12 protein-coding genes and 3 pseudogenes are annotated in these 17126 nt (G+C 61.3%); all 15 read right to left on the bottom strand.

Annotation, left to right across the window (positions count from 1 at the left end; genetic code table 11):
* Positions 1 to 133: 133 nt before the first annotated feature.
* The gene (locus OKW30_RS28175; RefSeq protein WP_429349179.1) at positions 134 to 985 is read right to left on the bottom strand and encodes a 3-hydroxybutyryl-CoA dehydrogenase; all 852 of its coding nucleotides are present in this window, start codon (positions 983 to 985) and stop codon (positions 134 to 136) included.
* Between the two features lie 33 nt (positions 986 to 1018).
* Positions 1019 to 2206: a beta-ketothiolase BktB gene (bktB, locus tag OKW30_RS28170; RefSeq protein ID WP_429348223.1), complete on the bottom strand. Its 1188-nt coding sequence runs from the start codon at positions 2204 to 2206 to the stop codon at positions 1019 to 1021.
* A 57-nt stretch (positions 2207 to 2263) separates the two neighbouring features.
* A complete protein-coding gene (locus OKW30_RS28165; RefSeq protein WP_409340068.1) occupies positions 2264 to 3952 on the bottom strand; it encodes an electron transfer flavoprotein-ubiquinone oxidoreductase in 1689 nt (562 codons plus the stop codon).
* On the bottom strand, positions 3952 to 5754 hold the full coding sequence (locus tag OKW30_RS28160) for an acyl-CoA dehydrogenase (protein ID WP_429348222.1): 1803 nt from the start codon (positions 5752 to 5754) through the stop codon (positions 3952 to 3954). Before OKW30_RS28160 ends, OKW30_RS28165 begins: the two co-directional genes overlap by 1 nt.
* Positions 5755 to 6004: 250 nt before the next feature.
* A pseudogene (locus tag OKW30_RS28155) lies at positions 6005 to 6598 on the bottom strand (helix-turn-helix domain-containing protein); the annotation flags it as partial.
* Positions 6599 to 7328: 730 nt separating this feature from the next.
* On the bottom strand, positions 7329 to 8144 hold the full coding sequence (locus OKW30_RS28150; RefSeq protein ID WP_260336662.1) for a hypothetical protein: 816 nt from the start codon (positions 8142 to 8144) through the stop codon (positions 7329 to 7331).
* Entirely contained in the window at positions 8145 to 8822 is a 678-nt protein-coding gene (locus tag OKW30_RS28145; RefSeq protein WP_429348221.1) for a hypothetical protein, read from the bottom strand.
* Between the two features lie 34 nt (positions 8823 to 8856).
* Positions 8857 to 9513 (bottom strand): c-type cytochrome, encoded by a 657-nt coding sequence (locus tag OKW30_RS28140; RefSeq protein ID WP_429348220.1) that lies wholly within the window; start codon positions 9511 to 9513, stop codon positions 8857 to 8859.
* A 10-nt stretch (positions 9514 to 9523) separates the two neighbouring features.
* Positions 9524 to 11008 (bottom strand): FAD-dependent oxidoreductase, encoded by a 1485-nt coding sequence (locus OKW30_RS28135; protein WP_429348219.1) that lies wholly within the window; start codon positions 11006 to 11008, stop codon positions 9524 to 9526.
* 304 nt (positions 11009 to 11312) lie between these two features.
* Positions 11313 to 11606 (bottom strand): annotated as a pseudogene (locus tag OKW30_RS28130) (FAD-binding protein); the annotation flags it as partial.
* A gap of 86 nt (positions 11607 to 11692) precedes the next feature.
* A pseudogene (locus OKW30_RS28125) lies at positions 11693 to 11761 on the bottom strand (hypothetical protein); the annotation flags it as partial.
* A 204-nt stretch (positions 11762 to 11965) separates the two neighbouring features.
* Complete coding sequence (locus tag OKW30_RS28120; protein WP_184073288.1) at positions 11966 to 13255, bottom strand: acyl-CoA dehydrogenase family protein; 1290 nt, start codon at positions 13253 to 13255, stop codon at positions 11966 to 11968.
* Positions 13256 to 13425: 170 nt separating this feature from the next.
* Positions 13426 to 13989: a TetR/AcrR family transcriptional regulator gene (locus OKW30_RS28115; RefSeq protein ID WP_311540531.1), complete on the bottom strand. Its 564-nt coding sequence runs from the start codon at positions 13987 to 13989 to the stop codon at positions 13426 to 13428.
* Between the two features lie 355 nt (positions 13990 to 14344).
* On the bottom strand, positions 14345 to 15856 hold the full coding sequence (locus OKW30_RS28110; protein ID WP_429348218.1) for an FAD-dependent oxidoreductase: 1512 nt from the start codon (positions 15854 to 15856) through the stop codon (positions 14345 to 14347).
* 10 nt (positions 15857 to 15866) lie between these two features.
* Positions 15867 to 17108, bottom strand: a complete 1242-nt coding sequence (locus OKW30_RS28105; RefSeq protein ID WP_429348217.1) for a thiolase family protein — start codon at positions 17106 to 17108, stop codon at positions 15867 to 15869.
* Between the last annotated feature and the right edge of the window lie 18 nt (positions 17109 to 17126).

Below are 17126 nucleotides of genomic sequence, written 5' to 3'. Positions count from 1 at the left end.
GAGTTCCAGTACCTGTCGGACGATCGAAAACGACAAGCCACGGCCGGGTCCTCTTCGACAACCCCGCCACATATCGCGCAGCCTGCCAGGCTGGCGGCCCACAATAAGTGCAGTTCGCTCGTCGACACGCTGCTCAGTCGTAGCCGTAGACACCTTGTCCGGTCTTTCGACCAAGCCGGCCGGCGGCCACGAATTCGCGCAGCAGCGGGCACGCGCGGTACTTCGGGTCACCGAAATCCTTCGCGAATACATCTAGCACGGACAGGCAGACATCGAGCCCCACGAGGTCTGCGAGAGCTAGCGGGCCGATCGGGTGGTTCGCGCCAAGACGCATGCCGGCGTCGATCTCTTCCGCCGTCGCGACGCCCTCTGCAAGCACGAAGAACGCTTCGTTGATCATCGGCACCAGAATCCGGTTGACCACAAAACCTGGGGCGTTCCTGACGCAGATCGGCGACTTGCCAAACCGCGTCGTCAGTTCGCGGATCGCCTGCACAGTGGCATCGTTCGTCTGCAAGCCACGGATGATCTCCACCAGCGGCATCAGCGGTACCGGGTTAAAGAAATGCATACCAACGAAGCGGGAAGCATCTGACAGCGTAGATGCAAGCGCCGTGATGGAGATCGACGAGGTGTTCGATGCGATGATCGAGTCGGCACGAGCTGAGGCTTCGATCTGTTTCAGGATGCGCACCTTCAGTTCGGTGCTTTCCGTGGCAGCCTCGATCACGAGATCGACGTTCGCAAGGCGCTGATAGTCGGTCGAGGTCTCGATGCGGGCGAGCGCCGCGTCGCGCGTGGCTGCATCGATTTTTTCTTTCGCGACGAGCCGCTCGAGGCTGGACGTAAGCGTCGCCATTCCCTTCACCAACGCCGCCTCGGCAAGATCGATCATCATGACCTTCAGTCCGGACACCGCGGCAGTCTGGGCAATGCCATTGCCCATGGTGCCCGCGCCGACGATTCCTACCGTTTCAATTGCCATATCTGTCGTCTCCTGCAAGTTCTCGTGTGCCGTTCACTGAAGGTTCTCGAAGATGGCGGCGATGCCCTGGCCGCCGCCGATGCACATCGTCACGAGCGCGTAGCGCCCATGGATGCGCTGCAGTTCGTAAAGCGCCTTGACCGTGATCAGCGCGCCTGTCGCGCCGATCGGATGGCCGAGCGAGATGCCCGAGCCGTTCGGATTGACTTTAGCTGCATCGAGCTGCAACTCCTGCGCCACCGCACACGCCTGCGCGGCAAACGCCTCGTTCGCCTCGATGACATCAACGTCACCGATAGTGAGGCCGGCCCGCTCCAGCGCGATGCGCGTGGCAGGCACCGGGCCGATGCCCATATAACTCGGATCGACTCCCGCATGCGCGTACGACACCAGGCGTGCCATCGGTTTGCGTCCGAGCGCTTCAGCCTCCTTGCGCTCCATCATCAGGACCGCTGCCGCCGCGTCGTTGATCCCGGAGGCGTTGCCAGCCGTCACCGTGCCGCTCTCTTTCTGGAACACCGGGCGCAGCCCGGTGAGTTCCGCCAGATCGACGTCCTGACGCACATGCTCGTCGGTATCGAACACGACCTCCTTGCCTTTGACTTTCCGCGTTATCGGGAGGATCTGTTCCTTGAAGCGTCCCTCGGCGATCGCGCGGGTGGCCCGGCGGTGCGATTCCAGCGCCAGTGCGTCTTGCTGGTCACGGGTGATGCCGTACTTCTGCGCGACGTTCTCCGCGGTAACCCCCATCGGCACCGCATGGAATGGATCGTTCAGCGCGCCGAGCATCATGTCGATCAGACGGGCGTCGCCCATGCGCGCACCGAAGCGCGCATCGGGCGTCACATACGGGGCGCGGCTCATGTTCTCCGCGCCGCCGCCGATCGCTACATCCGCATCGCCGAGCAGAATGGTTTGCGCGGCAGAGACGATCGCCTGCAGGCCCGACCCGCAAAGCCGGTTGACGGTAAAGGCCGGCGTCGCTTCGGAGACGCCGCCGTTAAGCGCGGCGACCCGCGCCAGATAGAGGTCTTTGGGCTCGGTCGCGATCACGTTTCCGAACACGACGTGGCCGACCTGGTCGCCTGCGAGCTGCGCGCGCGCCAGCACCTCGCGCACGACGATCGCGCCGAGCTCAATCGGTGGCAGATCCTTCAGACTGCCGCCGAATTTCCCGACGGCCGTGCGGACACCACTGACAACAACGACTTCCCTCTGCATCACTTGCTCCTTGAATTGGTTGCTGTGCCCTTCTTGAAACGAAGCGCTGTCGGCCGATCACATATTCGGATAATTCGGACCGCCGCCGCCTTCAGGCGTCACCCACACGATGTTCTGCGTCGGGTCCTTGATATCGCACGTCTTGCAGTGCACGCAGTTCTGCGCGTTGATCACGAGGCGTTCGCTGCCGTCGTCGTTCCTGACGAACTCGTAGACGGCAGCCGGGCAGTAGCGTGACTCGGGGCCGGCATAGGTCTGCCAGTTCACATTCACCGGCACTGAAGGGTCTTTCAGCGTCAGGTGAGCCGGCTGATTCTCTTCGTGGTTGGTGTTCGAAATGAACACGGAAGACAATCGGTCGAAGGTCAGCTTGCCATCTGGCTTCGGATACGTGATCTGCTTGCACTGCGATGCGGGCTTCAGCATCTCGTGATCGGAATGCTGGTGATGCAGTGTCCAAGGCACATTGCCGCCCAGCAGCTTCTGCTCGATGCCGACCATCAGCGTGCCGAGGTACAGGCCCTTGCTCATCCACTGCTTGAAGTTGCGCGCACGATGCAATTCCGTGTGAAGCCACGAGGTCTTGAACGACTCCGGATAGGCCGTCAGTTCATCGCTGGTGCGGCCTGCCTGCACGGCTTCAAAAGCAGCCTCAGCCGCCAGCATGCCGGTCTTGATCGCCGCATGCGAGCCCTTGATCCGCGATGCGTTCAGGAAACCCGCATCGTCGCCCACCAGCGCGCCGCCCGGGAACACCAGCTTCGGCAGCGACAGCAGGCCACCCGCGGTGATCGCCCGCGCGCCGTACGACACCCGCTTGCCGCCTTCCAGAATCGCGCGGATCGCCGGATGGGTCTTGTAGCGCTGGAATTCCTCGAACGGCGACAGATACGGATTCGAATAGCCGAGGCCGACCACGAAGCCCACCACCACCTGGTTGTTGTCCATGTGATAGAGGAACGAGCCGCCATACGTGTCGTTTTCGAGCGGCCAGCCGGCCGTGTGCATCACCAGACCCGGCTTGTGCCTGGCGGGATCGATCTCCCACAGTTCCTTGATGCCGATGCCGTACACCTGCGGATCGACGCCGTCGCGCAGCTTGAACTTCTCGTTCAGCTGGCGGCCGAGGTGGCCGCGCGCGCCTTCGCAGAACAGCGTGTACTTCGCGTGCAGCTCCATGCCGAGCTGGAAGTTCCCGGTCGGTTCGCCGTCCTTGCCGATGCCGAGGTTGCCGGTCGCGACGCCTTTGACCGAACCATCGTCGTTGTACAGCACTTCGGCCGCCGGAAAGCCCGGGAATATCTCGACGCCGAGCGCCTCGGCCTGCTGACCCAGCCAGCGCGTCACGTTCGCGAGGCTGATCACGTAGTTGCCGTGGTTCTTGAAATTGTCCGGCAGCGCCCAGGTCGGCACGCTCTTCGAACCGGTTTCCGTCAGGAACAGGAATCTGTCTTCGGTCACGTCCACCGTCAGCGGCGCGCCTTTTTCCTTCCAGTCCGGAATCAGTTCGGTGATCGCACGCGGGTCCATCACCGCGCCCGAGAGGATATGCGCCCCGATCTCCGAGCCTTTTTCCAGTACGCACACGCCAAGCTCGACGCCCTTCTCCGCGGCCAGCTGCTTCAGCCGGATCGCCGCGGACAGCCCAGCCGGGCCGCCGCCGACGACCACGACGTCGTATTCCATCGACTCGCGTGGACCGTATTGCTCGATGAGGCGAGCTTCAGTCATGATCCCCCCTTGCATCAGAACTGGTCTTCCGTCAGCGCCAGCACGCCCACGTCATCCTGCGCGCCGACGATGGCCGCTTCCAACGCGAGTGCCTGCGGCAGGACCTGCGTCGCGAAACAGTGTGCCGTCGCGATCTTCGCGTCGTAGAACGACGGATCGTCGCTGCGCTTCTCCGTGGCCACCAGTAGCGCCCGGGCGAACTGCCAGCCAGCCAGCACGATGCCGGCCAGCTTCAGATACGACACACTGCCGGCAAACACCACGTTCGGTTCCTGCTGGGCTCGGGCGAGCACAAACTCGACGACGTTCGCCAGCGCAACGCGACCCGCCGCAAGATGACGGTAAAGCACCTGGAACGCTGGGCTGGACTCGTACGAGGCATGCTCCCACAACGCCGCAAGCGTTTCGTCAATCTGCTCAATCAACACCTTGGCGACCGCGCCGCCGTCGCGGAGCGTCTTGCGTCCGACCAGGTCGTTCGCCTGGATCGCGGTCGTACCTTCGTAGATCGTCAGAATGCGTGCGTCGCGGTAGTACTGCGCGGCGCCAGTCTCTTCGATGAAACCCATCCCGCCATGCACCTGTACGCCCAGGCTCGCGACGTCGATCGACAGCTCCGTACTCCAACCCTTCACGACTGGCACCAGATATTCGTAGATCGCCTGATGGTCGGCTCGCACCGCCTCGTCGGCGTGACGATGCGCGATGTCGCTGTGCGCAGCAGCGACGTAGGCGAGCGCACGGGCTCCTTCCGTCAACGCGCGCATCGTCGCGAGCATGCGGCGCACGTCGGGATGCTGAATAATCGCCACTGACTGTTTAGCCGAACCGTCAACCGGCCGGCTCTGCACGCGCTCCTTCGCATAGGCAACGGCTTTCTGGTACGCGCGATCGGCAACAGCGATGCCCTGCACGCCGACACCGAAGCGCGCCGCGTTCATCATGATGAACATGTACTCGAGCCCGCGGTTGGCCTCGCCGATCAGGTAACCGATTGCGCCTCCGTGATCACCAAATTGCAACACCGCAGTGGGGCTCGCCTTGATGCCCAGCTTGTGTTCGATCGACACGCACTGCACGTCGTTGCGCGCGCCAGGCATGCCGTCGTCGTTGATCATGAACTTCGGGACGATAAAGAGCGAAATACCCCTCACACCTTCCGGCGCGTCCGGTATCCGCGCGAGCACAAGGTGCACGATGTTCCCCGCCATATCGTGCTCGCCCCAGGTGATGAAGATCTTCGTTCCGAAAATGCGGTATGTGCCGTCGTTGTAGGGTTCAGCGCGTGTGCGCACGAGCGCGAGATCGGAACCGGCCTGCGGTTCAGTGAGGTTCATCGTACCGGTCCACTCGCCAGAGATCAGCTTCGGCACGTAGCGTTGCTTCTGCTCCTCGCTGCCCGCGGTCAATAGCGCCTCGATCGCGCCGTCGGTCAACAACGGACACAGCGCAAGCGACAGGTTCGCGGCATTCAGCATTTCGATGCACGGTGTGGCAAGCAGTTTCGGCAACCCTTGGCCGCCATATTCGATGGGGTGAACGACACCCTGCCAGCCGCCCTCGGCGAACTGCTGAAATGCTTCCTTGAAGCCTGGCGAGGCGGTGACCGCCCCATCCGTCCAGCTGCTCGGGTTCCTGTCTCCTTCGACATTCAGTGGCGCCAGCACGTCCGCATTAAAGCGGGCGGCTTCTTCGAGGACTGCCTGCGCAGTTTCAACTGTCGCGTCCTCGAAGCCGGGCAGCGTCGACACGTGTTCGAGACCTGCAAGTTCATTAATGGCGAACAGCATGTCCTTGACGGGCGCGGAATAGCTCATCCTGTGTCTTCCCAATGGTGGAATTTAAAGGGGTGCCATGACACTGGAACGCCAGGTCCTGCACGGCAACGATTGACGGACATCGTAGCCTCGAACATGGCGAATCCGGCTGACCGAACCGGACCATCTATTGACAAAGTCGGCCACGGAATACGAGCAATCCGGTCGTGTAGCCGTGGAGCGGCGCGTTTTTCACGGCCGATGCGCGACAACACCGGCCCTTCGTGCAGGCCCGGTGTTGTCAATGGAATCAGGTGCCGCGGCGGTACGCGCCAGGTGTGCTGCCCGTCCAGTGCCGAAAGGCCCGATGGAAGGCGGTCGGATCATCGAAGCCGATATCCCCGGCAATCGCAGCGATCGCGTCCTCGGTTCCCGTGAGACGTTGAATCGCGATATCCCGTCGCAATTCGTTCTTCAGCGTCTGAAACGCCGCACCCTCGGCCGCAAGATGGCGGCACAACGTCCGCACCGAGCAGTGCAGGCCTCGCGCGGCTTCCTCGATTGACGGCATGTCGGGTAACCGGGAGGCCAGATATTCCCTGACGCGGTGGCTCGTGAGCTGTTCGTCGAACGCCACAAAGATCCAGTCTTCGGGCGCCCGCGCGAGAAACTTACGCAGGTTCGCCTTGCGCTGACGAATCGGCATGTCGAAGAAAGACGCGCTGAACTGCATCAACGTCTGTTCACAGTCGAACTGGACAGGTCCAGGAAAGAGGTAGAGATATTCATGCGCATGCGGTGGACGCGGAAACGCAAAGCGGACTTGCAGCAGCGGAATCTTCTGGCCGACGAGCCAGGACGCCACGCCGTGCGCGAGTTTCAGCATCAGTTCCTGACCAAGGACGCTGACGGCCGGTACGGTAGCGCCAGGTGGATGCATAGCCGTGATCGAACAGGACTCTTAAAAAGCAGTGAAGGTAACAAATGGCACTATCAACTGTTCATTAGCAGAATGCAATGGCAAGCGACTTCGGCCGCGTCTCGGCATCCGACGCACTCTGTGCATTGATAGTCTAGCTGCGAGATGAGGTGAATTGCGCAGCGAAGACTTCGTTGCCAGCTTGACTGTTTCTTCACGAAATTCCTTCGCATACGACCTCGGGCATTCGGTTCATCAATGCCTCCATTGCTCAATTCTACGGAATGTTGGCGTCCACTTTATTCAGCCAACCTCTCGGAGTTACCACCTCGTAGACCAACATCCTGCCTATCCTTCGCCGACGGATTCCAGGCCCCCGCAACGTGAACCCGGCTCGCACGCGCCGATCAATTGTGCGTGGGGGCGCGCAATAATGTGCGGCATGCGCGCCCTTTTCATGAGCACTGCCTCCAAGCAATCAAGCCTTTTGCTATAGCCACGACATCAACCCATGGCCGCTGCGCGATCCGTCAGTCGTCCGCGTGGAAAACCGTCGGTATGATATCGGTGAAGTTTTTCACGTCGCCGATCACTTCGGCAGCTTTGGCGGAGGAAAGGGCCATATCGATCCCGATCTGATCGCTGAAACTATCGGGATTGCTTACATCGCTGGGAAATGCTTTGGCGTCGCTCTGGGCTGAACCCGAGCGATGCCTTAGGTGGTTGCGCCAACGCCATGCAAGCGTGCCGGTAACGTCCGTGCGCGGCGGAGCAACTGCCAGCCGAACAACAACATCCACAGCGGCAGAACCAGCACGACGACCATTTCACTGGCATTCGAAAGCGCGTCGAGATCCGGAAAAAAGCCGAACACGAAAAACAAGCCGAAAGCCCAGCCGACGATCTTCAACAGAATCGCTCCCTTCCAGCCCGCGTTCTTGAGCAGTTTGGCCGCAATCAACGTCCAGAAGAGCACGAGGGGGCCTTCGATCCACCAGAGCCCGTTTTGCGTCCCATTGGCTATCGCTGTCCATACTGCCGCCGCTGCGCCTCTCGTGGCATCGTCCCCGCCCGCATACAGATGTGCCAGCGGGTGAAGGATTGCAAACTGCATAACTGCGCCTGTCACGCCCACCATGACATACAGCACGACTGCCATTGCCACCATGTTGCCGAGCGCGCCCAACTCCTCACGAAATACGTGCACGAAGTATCCGCCGATGACGAGGAACGGCAGGTAGAAGCCAAGCGTGTCCGCAACCATGCACCAGCGGAACAGGTCGCGGATATCCGGTGGCAATGCCAGCATCGATGCACCATGCAGCACCATGTCCGCATCCGGGCCCGTCACCACGACAGACAATCCAACATTCGCGTACGCCAGAATGCCGCCGATGATGGCACTCCAAGCCGTAAAGCGCATTACCTTGCGCGAGGTCTGATTCATCATAGTCTCCAGGATAAAACCTTCAGCGCCGCCCGCGCATAACTCCCGGTTGTCGCGGACCGCGGCAACAGCAACGTTTTTCATTCAATTGCAATGGGGAGTAGCGTTCTTCGAAGCCACGCTCCCGCTTCGAACACGCTCAAGGGCGCAGTAGCCGTAATAGATCGCCGGCATGAAGTAGGCCCACGTACACAGCGCAAGCGTGTAAAAATTGAGCACGACGTTGGTTTCCTCACCAGGAATCTTGTAGAAATCGTAGATGCCGGCAATCGCGAGCGACGTCACCAGCGCCACTGCCACGCCCAGCGCCTCAAGCATCGCGCCGACGTTCAGCAATCGCACGATGAAATAAGCGAGATAGATCGACAGCCAGATCCACATCGCCAGATAGTAATAGGGCAAAACGCCAGCGATGAAATCCGCTCCCACAAGGACGAATGTGAGCGCAAACGAGGCGACGAATGCCGCGACGTCCTGGCGAATTGACGGCTTGTAGCCATGCGTAATCGCCATCATGCCCGCGACGGCGATGATGGGCATGCCGAATCCGCGAGAGAACGCATCCAAGAAGTGCGCTACCTCATAGGAAACTGCATTGCCAGTGGCAAAGAATCCGATGGCGTTCGTCGCGGAGATACCGACAATCCACATCTCCAGCCCGAGAAGATAGTTTCGTTTCTTAACGATCTTCCAGCCGTAGAAAGATGAGCTCAATGCCAGCAAAGCACTAGAGAGCATAAGAACTAAAGATCTGAGGTCCATGACTAAACTCCTAACTCAGGTTGCATCTGATTGGTCATTTTTTCTTCGGATCGAGACTTGCCAGATAGCTCGCGATAGCCTTGCGGTCTTCCGGTGAAAAACCTTGCGACAGGCCTTTCATTACGCCGGTGGGTTCGCTTCGGGTGCCGGAAGCGAACTCGTCGAACTGCGCGAGCAGATAGTCATATCCCTGACCAGCCAAACGCGGAAACTGCTCGTGGCCCATCAATTGGGAACCGTGACATGCGACACAGTTGCCCGCAGCCACCAGGCGCTGTCCCTTCTCGCGCAGTTGCTGATCCGGCTTGAAGTAGCGATTCGCGACAGGGGTCGCACCGGCGAAATACTCAGCGAGGGATTTGATCTGCGGATCGCTCATCGTCATCGCGAGAGGTCCCATGTTCGGATTGCGCCGCGCCTCACTGGCGAAATTGTGGAGCTGGGTTTCCAGGTAGGGGGCCGGTTGGCCCGCCAGGCTCGGATAGCCCTGATGAAGCGAATTGCCCTTGACGCCGTGACACACAGTGCAGGTGTCGGTCACGTGCGGCCAGGGGCCGCCGTCGGCGAGATAGGCTGCTGTCGAAGTAGTGATATAGCCCTGAAGCCTGTAGAGATCTAGCAGATCAGAACCGAAAACGGCCAGCAGCAGGACGATAACCAGAGGAATGCCTATCAATAGGTATTTTTTCATCGCTGCCCTCTTACGCCCGACGCAGGGCATTCAGTGCCTGAAGCGCGCCATGATGGCCGGAGCGCACGGCGCCATCCATGTAGCCGGCCCAGATATTCGCCGTCTCCGTCCCCGACCAGATCAGCTTGCCGCACGACGGGTGCAGCGCTTCTCCGTGGGCGCTCCAGAAGCCCGGCGGAATGGCGGAAATACAGGTAATGGTCCAGGGATCGACCCGGCTCCAGTCCTGATCGTGGTAGGCGATGGGAGACAGCGCATCGTCGCCCCATGCCTGCGCGTAGAGTTGCTTGTGCATGGCCATTGCCGCGTCCCGCTCCGAGGGGACCATCCCATTCTCGACGAACGCGTTGATCACCCCGATCTCCCCAGCGGGCGGGGAGTTGTCGAAGGCCCACAGGATGGGGCCATTGACCTGGAAGATGCTGCCGTTCATGCCCTTGTCGCGCCAGAACGGGCGGCGATAGACCATGGCCGTCTTCCGTGCAGGGGAATGCGCGGGCCATGCGCGCTGCAAGGCCGCGCGCTTGTCGGGCAGAGGCGGATCGAACTGCACCTGATGACACAAAGCCGGATGGATGGCCACGACGACGGTCCGTGCCCGCACTTCTCCATGGTCGGTATGCAGGGTGACAACGTCGCCGTCCCATCCGGAAATCTGGCGGACCGGCGTAGACAGTCGCACCTTGTCGCCCAGTTGCTCGGCCATCTTGATGCTGAGGATTTGCGAGCCGCCGACGAAGCGGGTTTCCTGGGCGCTGTGCTTGATGCTGTCGAGCTGCGAATAATCGCAATCCGCCGAATTGATCATCGAAAGGAAATGCAGCAATCCCATCTTCGCCGGCGCCGCGCCGCCCGAAAGAATGCTGCTGGCATTCCATGCCACCTGGTCTTCAGGCTTGATGTCCTGCCTCGCCAGCCAATCGCCGACCGAGAGCTTGTCCAGGTCGCCGACCTTCGAGGACGTCCACGGCGCACCACAAGGTACGTCGCGTGACAGCCTGCCGAGCCTTGCTCCGACCGCCTCGTCGGTGCCGAACGTGCCCTTCAGATCGACTGTCACACGCCCCGCACCGCCCAGAATGACCGTATTGCCGTCGTAGTAGGTTGGGAAAGTCCCGACGCACAGTTCACGCGCGAGATCAGCGACGGCGGTCTGGCCGGGCCCCATCCATTGCCCGCCGACTTCCGAAACGAAGCCACCGCGGATGTTGTAGTTGAGTGTTCGTCCCCCCACACGATCCCGGGCTTCCAGCACCAGAAAGGACTCGCAGCCCGCCTGACGCAGGTCTCGCGCGGCGGTCAGTCCGGCCAGCCCCGCTCCAATGATGGCGACGTCGAGAATGCCGTCCGCGCCTGGCGCGGCCTTGGTAACCGCGGCATGCGACTGTCGGGCACCCATGGCGAGCGTGCCAACGGCAGCCGAGGCACTGGCATATTTGAGCCATTGCCTGCGCTGCAGGTTTGCAGCGCCGTCAGGGGAAGATTTTTTTGCCATAGTGCCTCTGTCTACGTGATGAAGGTTCCCGCTCCTTGCGCTCACCGAAGCCGCTCTGCTCAGGCGCCAGGTTCCAGGTTCCGGGTTTCATATCCGATCGCTACACCCTGCTGCCAGAATCATTCGGAATCCTTTCACATTCATTCGCGCGCCTGGCCGGGAACCGCGAAGTCTGCTGCTCCGTTTATCTGTGTTAGTACAATCAACCAAAAATAGGTCATAATACACACAAACAAAACAGAAAAAATACAGAGTATTCCCCTGTATCTCGAAGGCTGCTCGCGACATCCCACCTTTTATGCGCTCAGATTAACGACACCAACTCCGGCACCACCTGGAAAAGGTCGCCGACGAGACCGTAATCAGCCACGCTGAAGATGGGCGCTTCTCCGTCCTTGTTGACCGCCACGATTACCTTTGAGTCCTTCATGCCCGCGAGATGCCGGATCGCGCCCGAGATACCCACCGCGATGTACAACTGCGGCGCGACGATCTTGCCGGTCTGGCCGACCTGGAAGTCGTTCGGCACGTAGCCCGCGTCCACGGCTGCGCGCGAGGCGCCCAGCGCGGCGTTGAGCTTGTCGGCGAGCGGCTCCAGCTCATTCGACTCGATGAAGATCGCGCGATCGGCGCCGTGCGCAGCGTTTCCTGCGCTTGCGCGACACCGGCGGATACCGCGATGACTTCCGTCGCCACGCCTGCTTCCTTCAGGCGAACCGCCTCTTCAACGGCGATCTCATCGAACGGGTTCATCGGCATCTTCACGTTGGAGTTAGCACAGCCGCGAGAGCCGCGTGGCTCAATGAGACAGCAGCATTCATGTCGTGCTCCTAATGTAATAATGGATTCGGCGCTTGATTTACGGCAGTGCTCCCACGCGCTAGTCGCGATCCGATAACCCGATCCGGGTGCCATGAAGCCCTGACGCCACGCCGCGACATCGGGTCGACGACATATTTACTCCTTCGTCCACCCGCCCTGGTAGAGCTTTCCTGCCAGCACGCCGAGGCGCAACGTGAGGTGGTAGTTCTCTCCATCTTCGATCAGTGCGGACCGCACATCGCGGAACAGTTTCTCGATCGGGAATTCGCGGGTGGTGCCGTTGCCGCCGAAAAGCTGGAAGGCCTCGTGCGTGATCTTCATCGCTTCCTCGGTCACGCTGACTTTGGCCTGGGCCGTCGCGTAGGGATGGCTCTTCGGAGACAGGCGCGAGAACGCGAGGCTGCGTCGCGCAATGGCCCGCGCCATCTCCAGCCGACGCAGCATCTCGCCCACGCGCAATTGCGTCATCTGGTGATCGATCAACAGCGCCCCGCCCTGCTTACGTTCGTGGCAATACGCCAGTGCGAGTTCGAACGCGGCGCGGGCCACACCCACGAACACCTGGCACATGTGCGTGCCGGCGAACGACCAGGTCGAGGCCAGATTGCCGAGATAATCGTCCTGCAATGCAACGGCGAAACGCTTGGGCACCTTCACGTCGTCGAAGTAGATCTCGCCCTGCGGCAGCGAGCGCTGGCCAATCTTGTCGAGCGGCTTGCCGCGCGAGATACCCGGCAGATCGAGCGGAATGATCATGCCCACGCCGTTGGTGAACATGCCATGTTCGCCGGTACCGTAGAAGCCGTCACCGTAGTCTGCAGCCATATACGCAAGAGCCACCTGCGCGACCGAGCCGTTCGAGATCCACGCCGAACTCTGCCCGTTGATGACAATCTCGTCCGTGCCCACCTTCGCCGTGAGGTTGCCGACCGGCTGCTTGCCGCCCGCGCTGATCTCGTCGCGGTAGAGAATCGCGGCATCGGAGCCGCGGTCGGGCTGGGTGTTCATCCAGCAGCCGATCTTGCCGGTGCACATGTCGATCAGCTCCTGATTGCCAACCGACTGCGCCATCATCAACGGAGCGGGCGCCACGCCGATCGAAACGGCAAGCCCAGCATCACCCCAGCCGAGCTCTTCGCCGATCAGCGATTCGATGCGCACCGCCATGTCTGGGGGAAGCTGCGTGAGAAGTTGCGGATCGAGGCCCAGTTTCGCGCTTTCCATCATGGCGGCCCAGTAAGGCGAACCGGGCGCGATCACTTCCTCCGGCGTCAGGCGGTCGAGCTCGCGCCCGACGGGCTTCAGTACATCGCGTGCGAAACGGTGAACCGTGTCCTGGATCGCACGCTCCTCCTCGCTCATCGGCGTTTCGAAACCGGTCAATCCTGCCAGCGGCAACCCTACGGACTTGTGCAGTCGAATCATTTCGGTACTCCTCCTCTCCTGGATGCATGTCGACCGGACTGCCCGACAACCCGGCCATCTCACTTATAGAACACAAATATAAACATAGGTAACAATACAAAACACTAGCCGAAAAAAAAAGACAGGGTATTCCCCCGTCTTCTTTCTTCGCCCGCATGGCGCTGTGGCTGCTAGGCCGTCTCGGCGTATACCGTCTTCCCCCACACCAGGTTATGCGCGGTCTTGATGAACATAGCCTCAAACCCTCGCATGTATGCGCGCTTGCTGCGCGTGGTGCCCAGATGGAGTGTCATTCCGTCCACCATTGAAATGAGCAATATGGCGATATGTGCGCTCTCGGCCGCCCCACGCTCCGGATTCACGGCGCGAATGAGCTGGGCAAATTCGCTTGTCAAGGTGTCGTACCATTCGTCTCGCATCTGTGCGCACTCGGGGTCTGTAGACGCAAACGAAAAGAAATGCCACCACAGCGGGATGTTCTTCGAGTCCTTCGCGTCCCGCAACGACTGATCGAGAATGATGTCGATTTTCGCACGTGGCGAGGCATTGTTCTGGAGCGCCTGTTTCAGAACATCGAGATACGTGTCGATCACCGGCGCCATCACCGCCCGCACGACGTCAGGCCGCGTCGGGAAGTAGTATTGGAGGTTGCTGACACTGATTCCCGCTTTCAGCGCAACGGCACGCAGCGAGAAGTCCATGGGACCATTCTCGAGCAGGAGCTTCCTCGCCACACGAATAATGGCATTGCGCGTACGTATGCCCTGGGCCCGCAGTCCGTCGGGTGCGGTTCCCGTGGAAGGTGCTGCGCTCGACGGGCGCCGCTTACGGGTGCTGGGTTCTTTTGGCACTGTCATCGCTTTCCGTCCTGAGTGAAGTATGGGTCACACGAACCGTTCTCTAGGTAAACATGACTATACCTTACACCAGGTTGAACATCCATCCTCATGGCGGGCGCGTGATGCAGCGTTCGTCCTCGCCCAATATCACCTCAATTCGCAGTAGTCGAACATCAAGCGACTCTCCGAATGCCCCAATCGGGGCCTCGAGCGACATGGTCTCCGAAAGCATTCTGTGGCGCTAATCGCATTACGCCCGCTGCGCTTGCGCGGCACGCGCCTTGCCGTTCACACGGTCGTCGAGCACGTTCACCACGCCCAGCGCCCCATTCATGACGCACCATCGCAACGGCTCGGGCAGTGTCGACGGCGTCTTGTGATCCAGCGCCGAAAGGAGCGGACTTTCGGTGCCGCGAATCCGCCCGGCGATCATGTTTCCCACCATGGACTGGGCGGCCACGCCATGCCCGGAGCACCCAGCGCTGTAGAAAATGTTCTGATGCGCGCCCGTTGCCCCGACGACCGGCAGCGCGTCATTGGCAAAGCTGATATAGCCGCTCCAGCATGCCCGCAGCGCGATGCCTTTGAGGGTCGGGAAGCGGTCATGCAGAGCCGTGCGCAGCTCGCGATACGAATCATAGTCGGGTACGTTCGGTGTTTTGGAGCCGTATGGATAGTGGAGGCGCTTGGTCGTCACCACGAGCGTGTTGTTGACGGTCAGGCGATGGCTCTCCATGGTCCAGTGCGCCGTCACGATGCCTTCGCGTCGCAGCCAACCCAACGCCTTGCGCTGAGCATCGGAAAGCGGCTCGGTCTCGATCGCCGAGACCCGTAACGGCACGACCTTGTCTGCAAGCAGGCCGAGTTGCGGCGTATAGGCGTTGGTGGCCAGCATCAGAGCCGGGGCACTCGCACTGCCTCGCGGAGTTTGCACCATGATGACCGGCCCTTCCGTGTAAGACAGCAGCGGCGTGTTCTCGTATATCTTCACGCCTGCCCGCAGAGCCGCGCGCCTGAGCCCCATCACGTACTTGCCGGGATGGAGCGTGCCCCCGCGCGGCACGTAGTTGCCAAACAGGAACGCAGGCGGAATGCCACGCGCACGCATCTCGGCCTGATCGAGAAACTCCGACTGAAAGCCCAGTCCGGCGCCGGTTCGCATGTCCTCGCGCACCTTGTCTTCCTGCGCGGGATCGATGCCCGCGCGGATAATGCCCGTCTGGTTATAGTCGCAGTCGATCTCGTGCTCCTTGAGCTTTCCCTCCACGAAGGGGACTGCCTCCTCGTAGTAGCGAACGATCTCCCTCCCTTTCTGGTTGCCTATGTCCTTGAGAAAAAGATCGTACTCGAGCGCGAGTGCGCCGGCCAGATAGCCAGCGTTGCGTCCACTTGCACCAAAGCCGGCAAACTCGCGCTCGAGCACGATCACTTTCGCTCCGTGCCCGACCAGTTCCAGCGCAGCCGACAGCCCGGCAAACCCGGCGCCGACGATGATCACATCCGCACTCGTGTCGCCCACGAGTTCCGGCTGTATGTCGGCCGGCCTTTCCACCCAGCCGCCAAGCGCGCGGTACTTCTCCATGTCAGCGGTCATTTTGGCCTCCTCCACTGGCCCAGCCGATTCGACGCGCGCGCATTGCGTGGCCGCCACTGCCGGCACCACTACGGCTACTGCCGCCGCGCCCTTGAGGAAAGTGCGGCGGTTCACTCCGGAGCGCGAGTCGCCTTGCTGTCCTGCCTGGGTTTCCGTTGTCTCGCTCATGCACGCTCCTTCAAGTCTTGCTCAGAATGTGGACGGCGAGCGCCGCCTCTTCGATACCCTGAAATCCGCCGCCGTTTTCCTGAATTGCGTGCCGCGCACGGGATACCTGACGCGCGCCCGCTTCGCCGCGCAGTTGAGTCACCAGTTCGTATAGCTGAGCGATTCCCGTCGCACCCAGTGGATGGCCTTTCGATTCGAGGCCGCCGGATGTATTGATTGGAATACGCCCGCCGAGGGTGAACTCGCCGCGCTCGGCTGCGGGGCCGCCCTGGCCGATCGGGACCAGTTGCAGATTTTCAGCCTGGATGATTTCCCCCATTGCCGACGCGTCGTGCACTTCTGCGACATCTATGTCCTCGGGGCCGAGGCCTGCCTGTTGATAGGCCTGCAGCGCGGCGAGCCGGCCGATGTTCTTTTCCGGCTCGTCGGCGCTTCGATGCGTGAAGCTGCGGATCACGCTCGCCGCAATCCGGATGCAACGCTTGGGGTCGGCGCCGATGCGCCGCAGCCCCTCCCTGGTGCAGAGGATCGCCGCTGCCGCACCGTCCGTAACCGGCGCGCACATCGGCAGCGTGATCGGATACGTGATCGGCGGTGCCGCAAGCACCTCGTCGATCGTGAACGGCTGGCGGAACTGCGAATACGGGTTGTGCACCGAATGCCGATGGTTCTTCGACGACACGGCGGCGATCTGGCGTTGCGTGGTGCCGTAGGTCTTCATGTGATACCGGCACAGCGCGGCGTAGACCGACATGAAGCGGCTATAGGGCCGATCGGACTCCGCTCCGGGCGGCGGCTCGATGCCTTCGCCGAGCTTCATCAGCCTGGCGAAGTTTTCGTCGACGCGCGACACGTCCCAGCCCGCCTCGAACAGGGCGAATGACTTCGCCTTGTCCGCGACGTTCATCTTCTCCGCGCCGAGCGCGAGCGCCACATCGCAGGCGCCCGACCGAAGTGCCTGCGCTGCGAGATGCACCGCGGTGCTGCCCGATGCGCAGGCGTTTTCGACGTTGTAGACCGGAATGCCTTCAATCCCGATCTTGCTGAACACGACCTGCCCCGGAATTGACAGCTGGCCCTGCAGCGGCCCATTGGTGATGCCGGCATAGAAAGCCGCGCCGATCGCCCCAGCATCGCAACCCGCATCCTTCAATGCTCCGCGTAGCGCTTCGCCCGCGAGATCGTCGATGCTGCGCTCGAAGTGCCGGCCGAACACGGTCATTGCAATGCCGGCGATGTAAATGTCGATCATGGTGTTTTATCTCAACGT

It is taken from the genome of Paraburkholderia sp. Clong3, assembly GCF_050436485.1.
GTDB lineage: Bacteria > Pseudomonadota > Gammaproteobacteria > Burkholderiales > Burkholderiaceae > Paraburkholderia > Paraburkholderia tuberum.
The sequence above is the reverse complement of the archived record's forward strand: the minus strand, read 5'-3'. Positions and strand labels throughout refer to the sequence as shown.

Excerpts from the sequence above, each read along its gene's own strand:
- OKW30_RS28175 (WP_429349179.1), bottom strand. The coding sequence starts at position 985 with ATGGCAATTGAAACGGTAGGAATCGTCGGCGCGGGCACCATGGGCAAT.
- bktB (WP_429348223.1), bottom strand. The coding sequence starts at position 2,206 with ATGCAGAGGGAAGTCGTTGTTGTCAGTGGTGTCCGCACGGCCGTCGGG.
- OKW30_RS28165 (WP_409340068.1), bottom strand. The coding sequence starts at position 3,952 with ATGCAAGGGGGGATCATGACTGAAGCTCGCCTCATCGAGCAATACGGT.
- OKW30_RS28160 (WP_429348222.1), bottom strand. The coding sequence starts at position 5,754 with ATGAGCTATTCCGCGCCCGTCAAGGACATGCTGTTCGCCATTAATGAA.
- OKW30_RS28150 (WP_260336662.1), bottom strand. The coding sequence starts at position 8,144 with ATGAAAAACGTTGCTGTTGCCGCGGTCCGCGACAACCGGGAGTTATGC.
- OKW30_RS28145 (WP_429348221.1), bottom strand. The coding sequence starts at position 8,822 with ATGGACCTCAGATCTTTAGTTCTTATGCTCTCTAGTGCTTTGCTGGCA.
- OKW30_RS28140 (WP_429348220.1), bottom strand. The coding sequence starts at position 9,513 with ATGAAAAAATACCTATTGATAGGCATTCCTCTGGTTATCGTCCTGCTG.
- OKW30_RS28135 (WP_429348219.1), bottom strand. The coding sequence starts at position 11,008 with ATGGCAAAAAAATCTTCCCCTGACGGCGCTGCAAACCTGCAGCGCAGG.
- OKW30_RS28120 (WP_184073288.1), bottom strand. The coding sequence starts at position 13,255 with ATGATTCGACTGCACAAGTCCGTAGGGTTGCCGCTGGCAGGATTGACC.
- OKW30_RS28110 (WP_429348218.1), bottom strand. The coding sequence starts at position 15,856 with ATGAGCGAGACAACGGAAACCCAGGCAGGACAGCAAGGCGACTCGCGC.
- OKW30_RS28105 (WP_429348217.1), bottom strand. The coding sequence starts at position 17,108 with ATGATCGACATTTACATCGCCGGCATTGCAATGACCGTGTTCGGCCGG.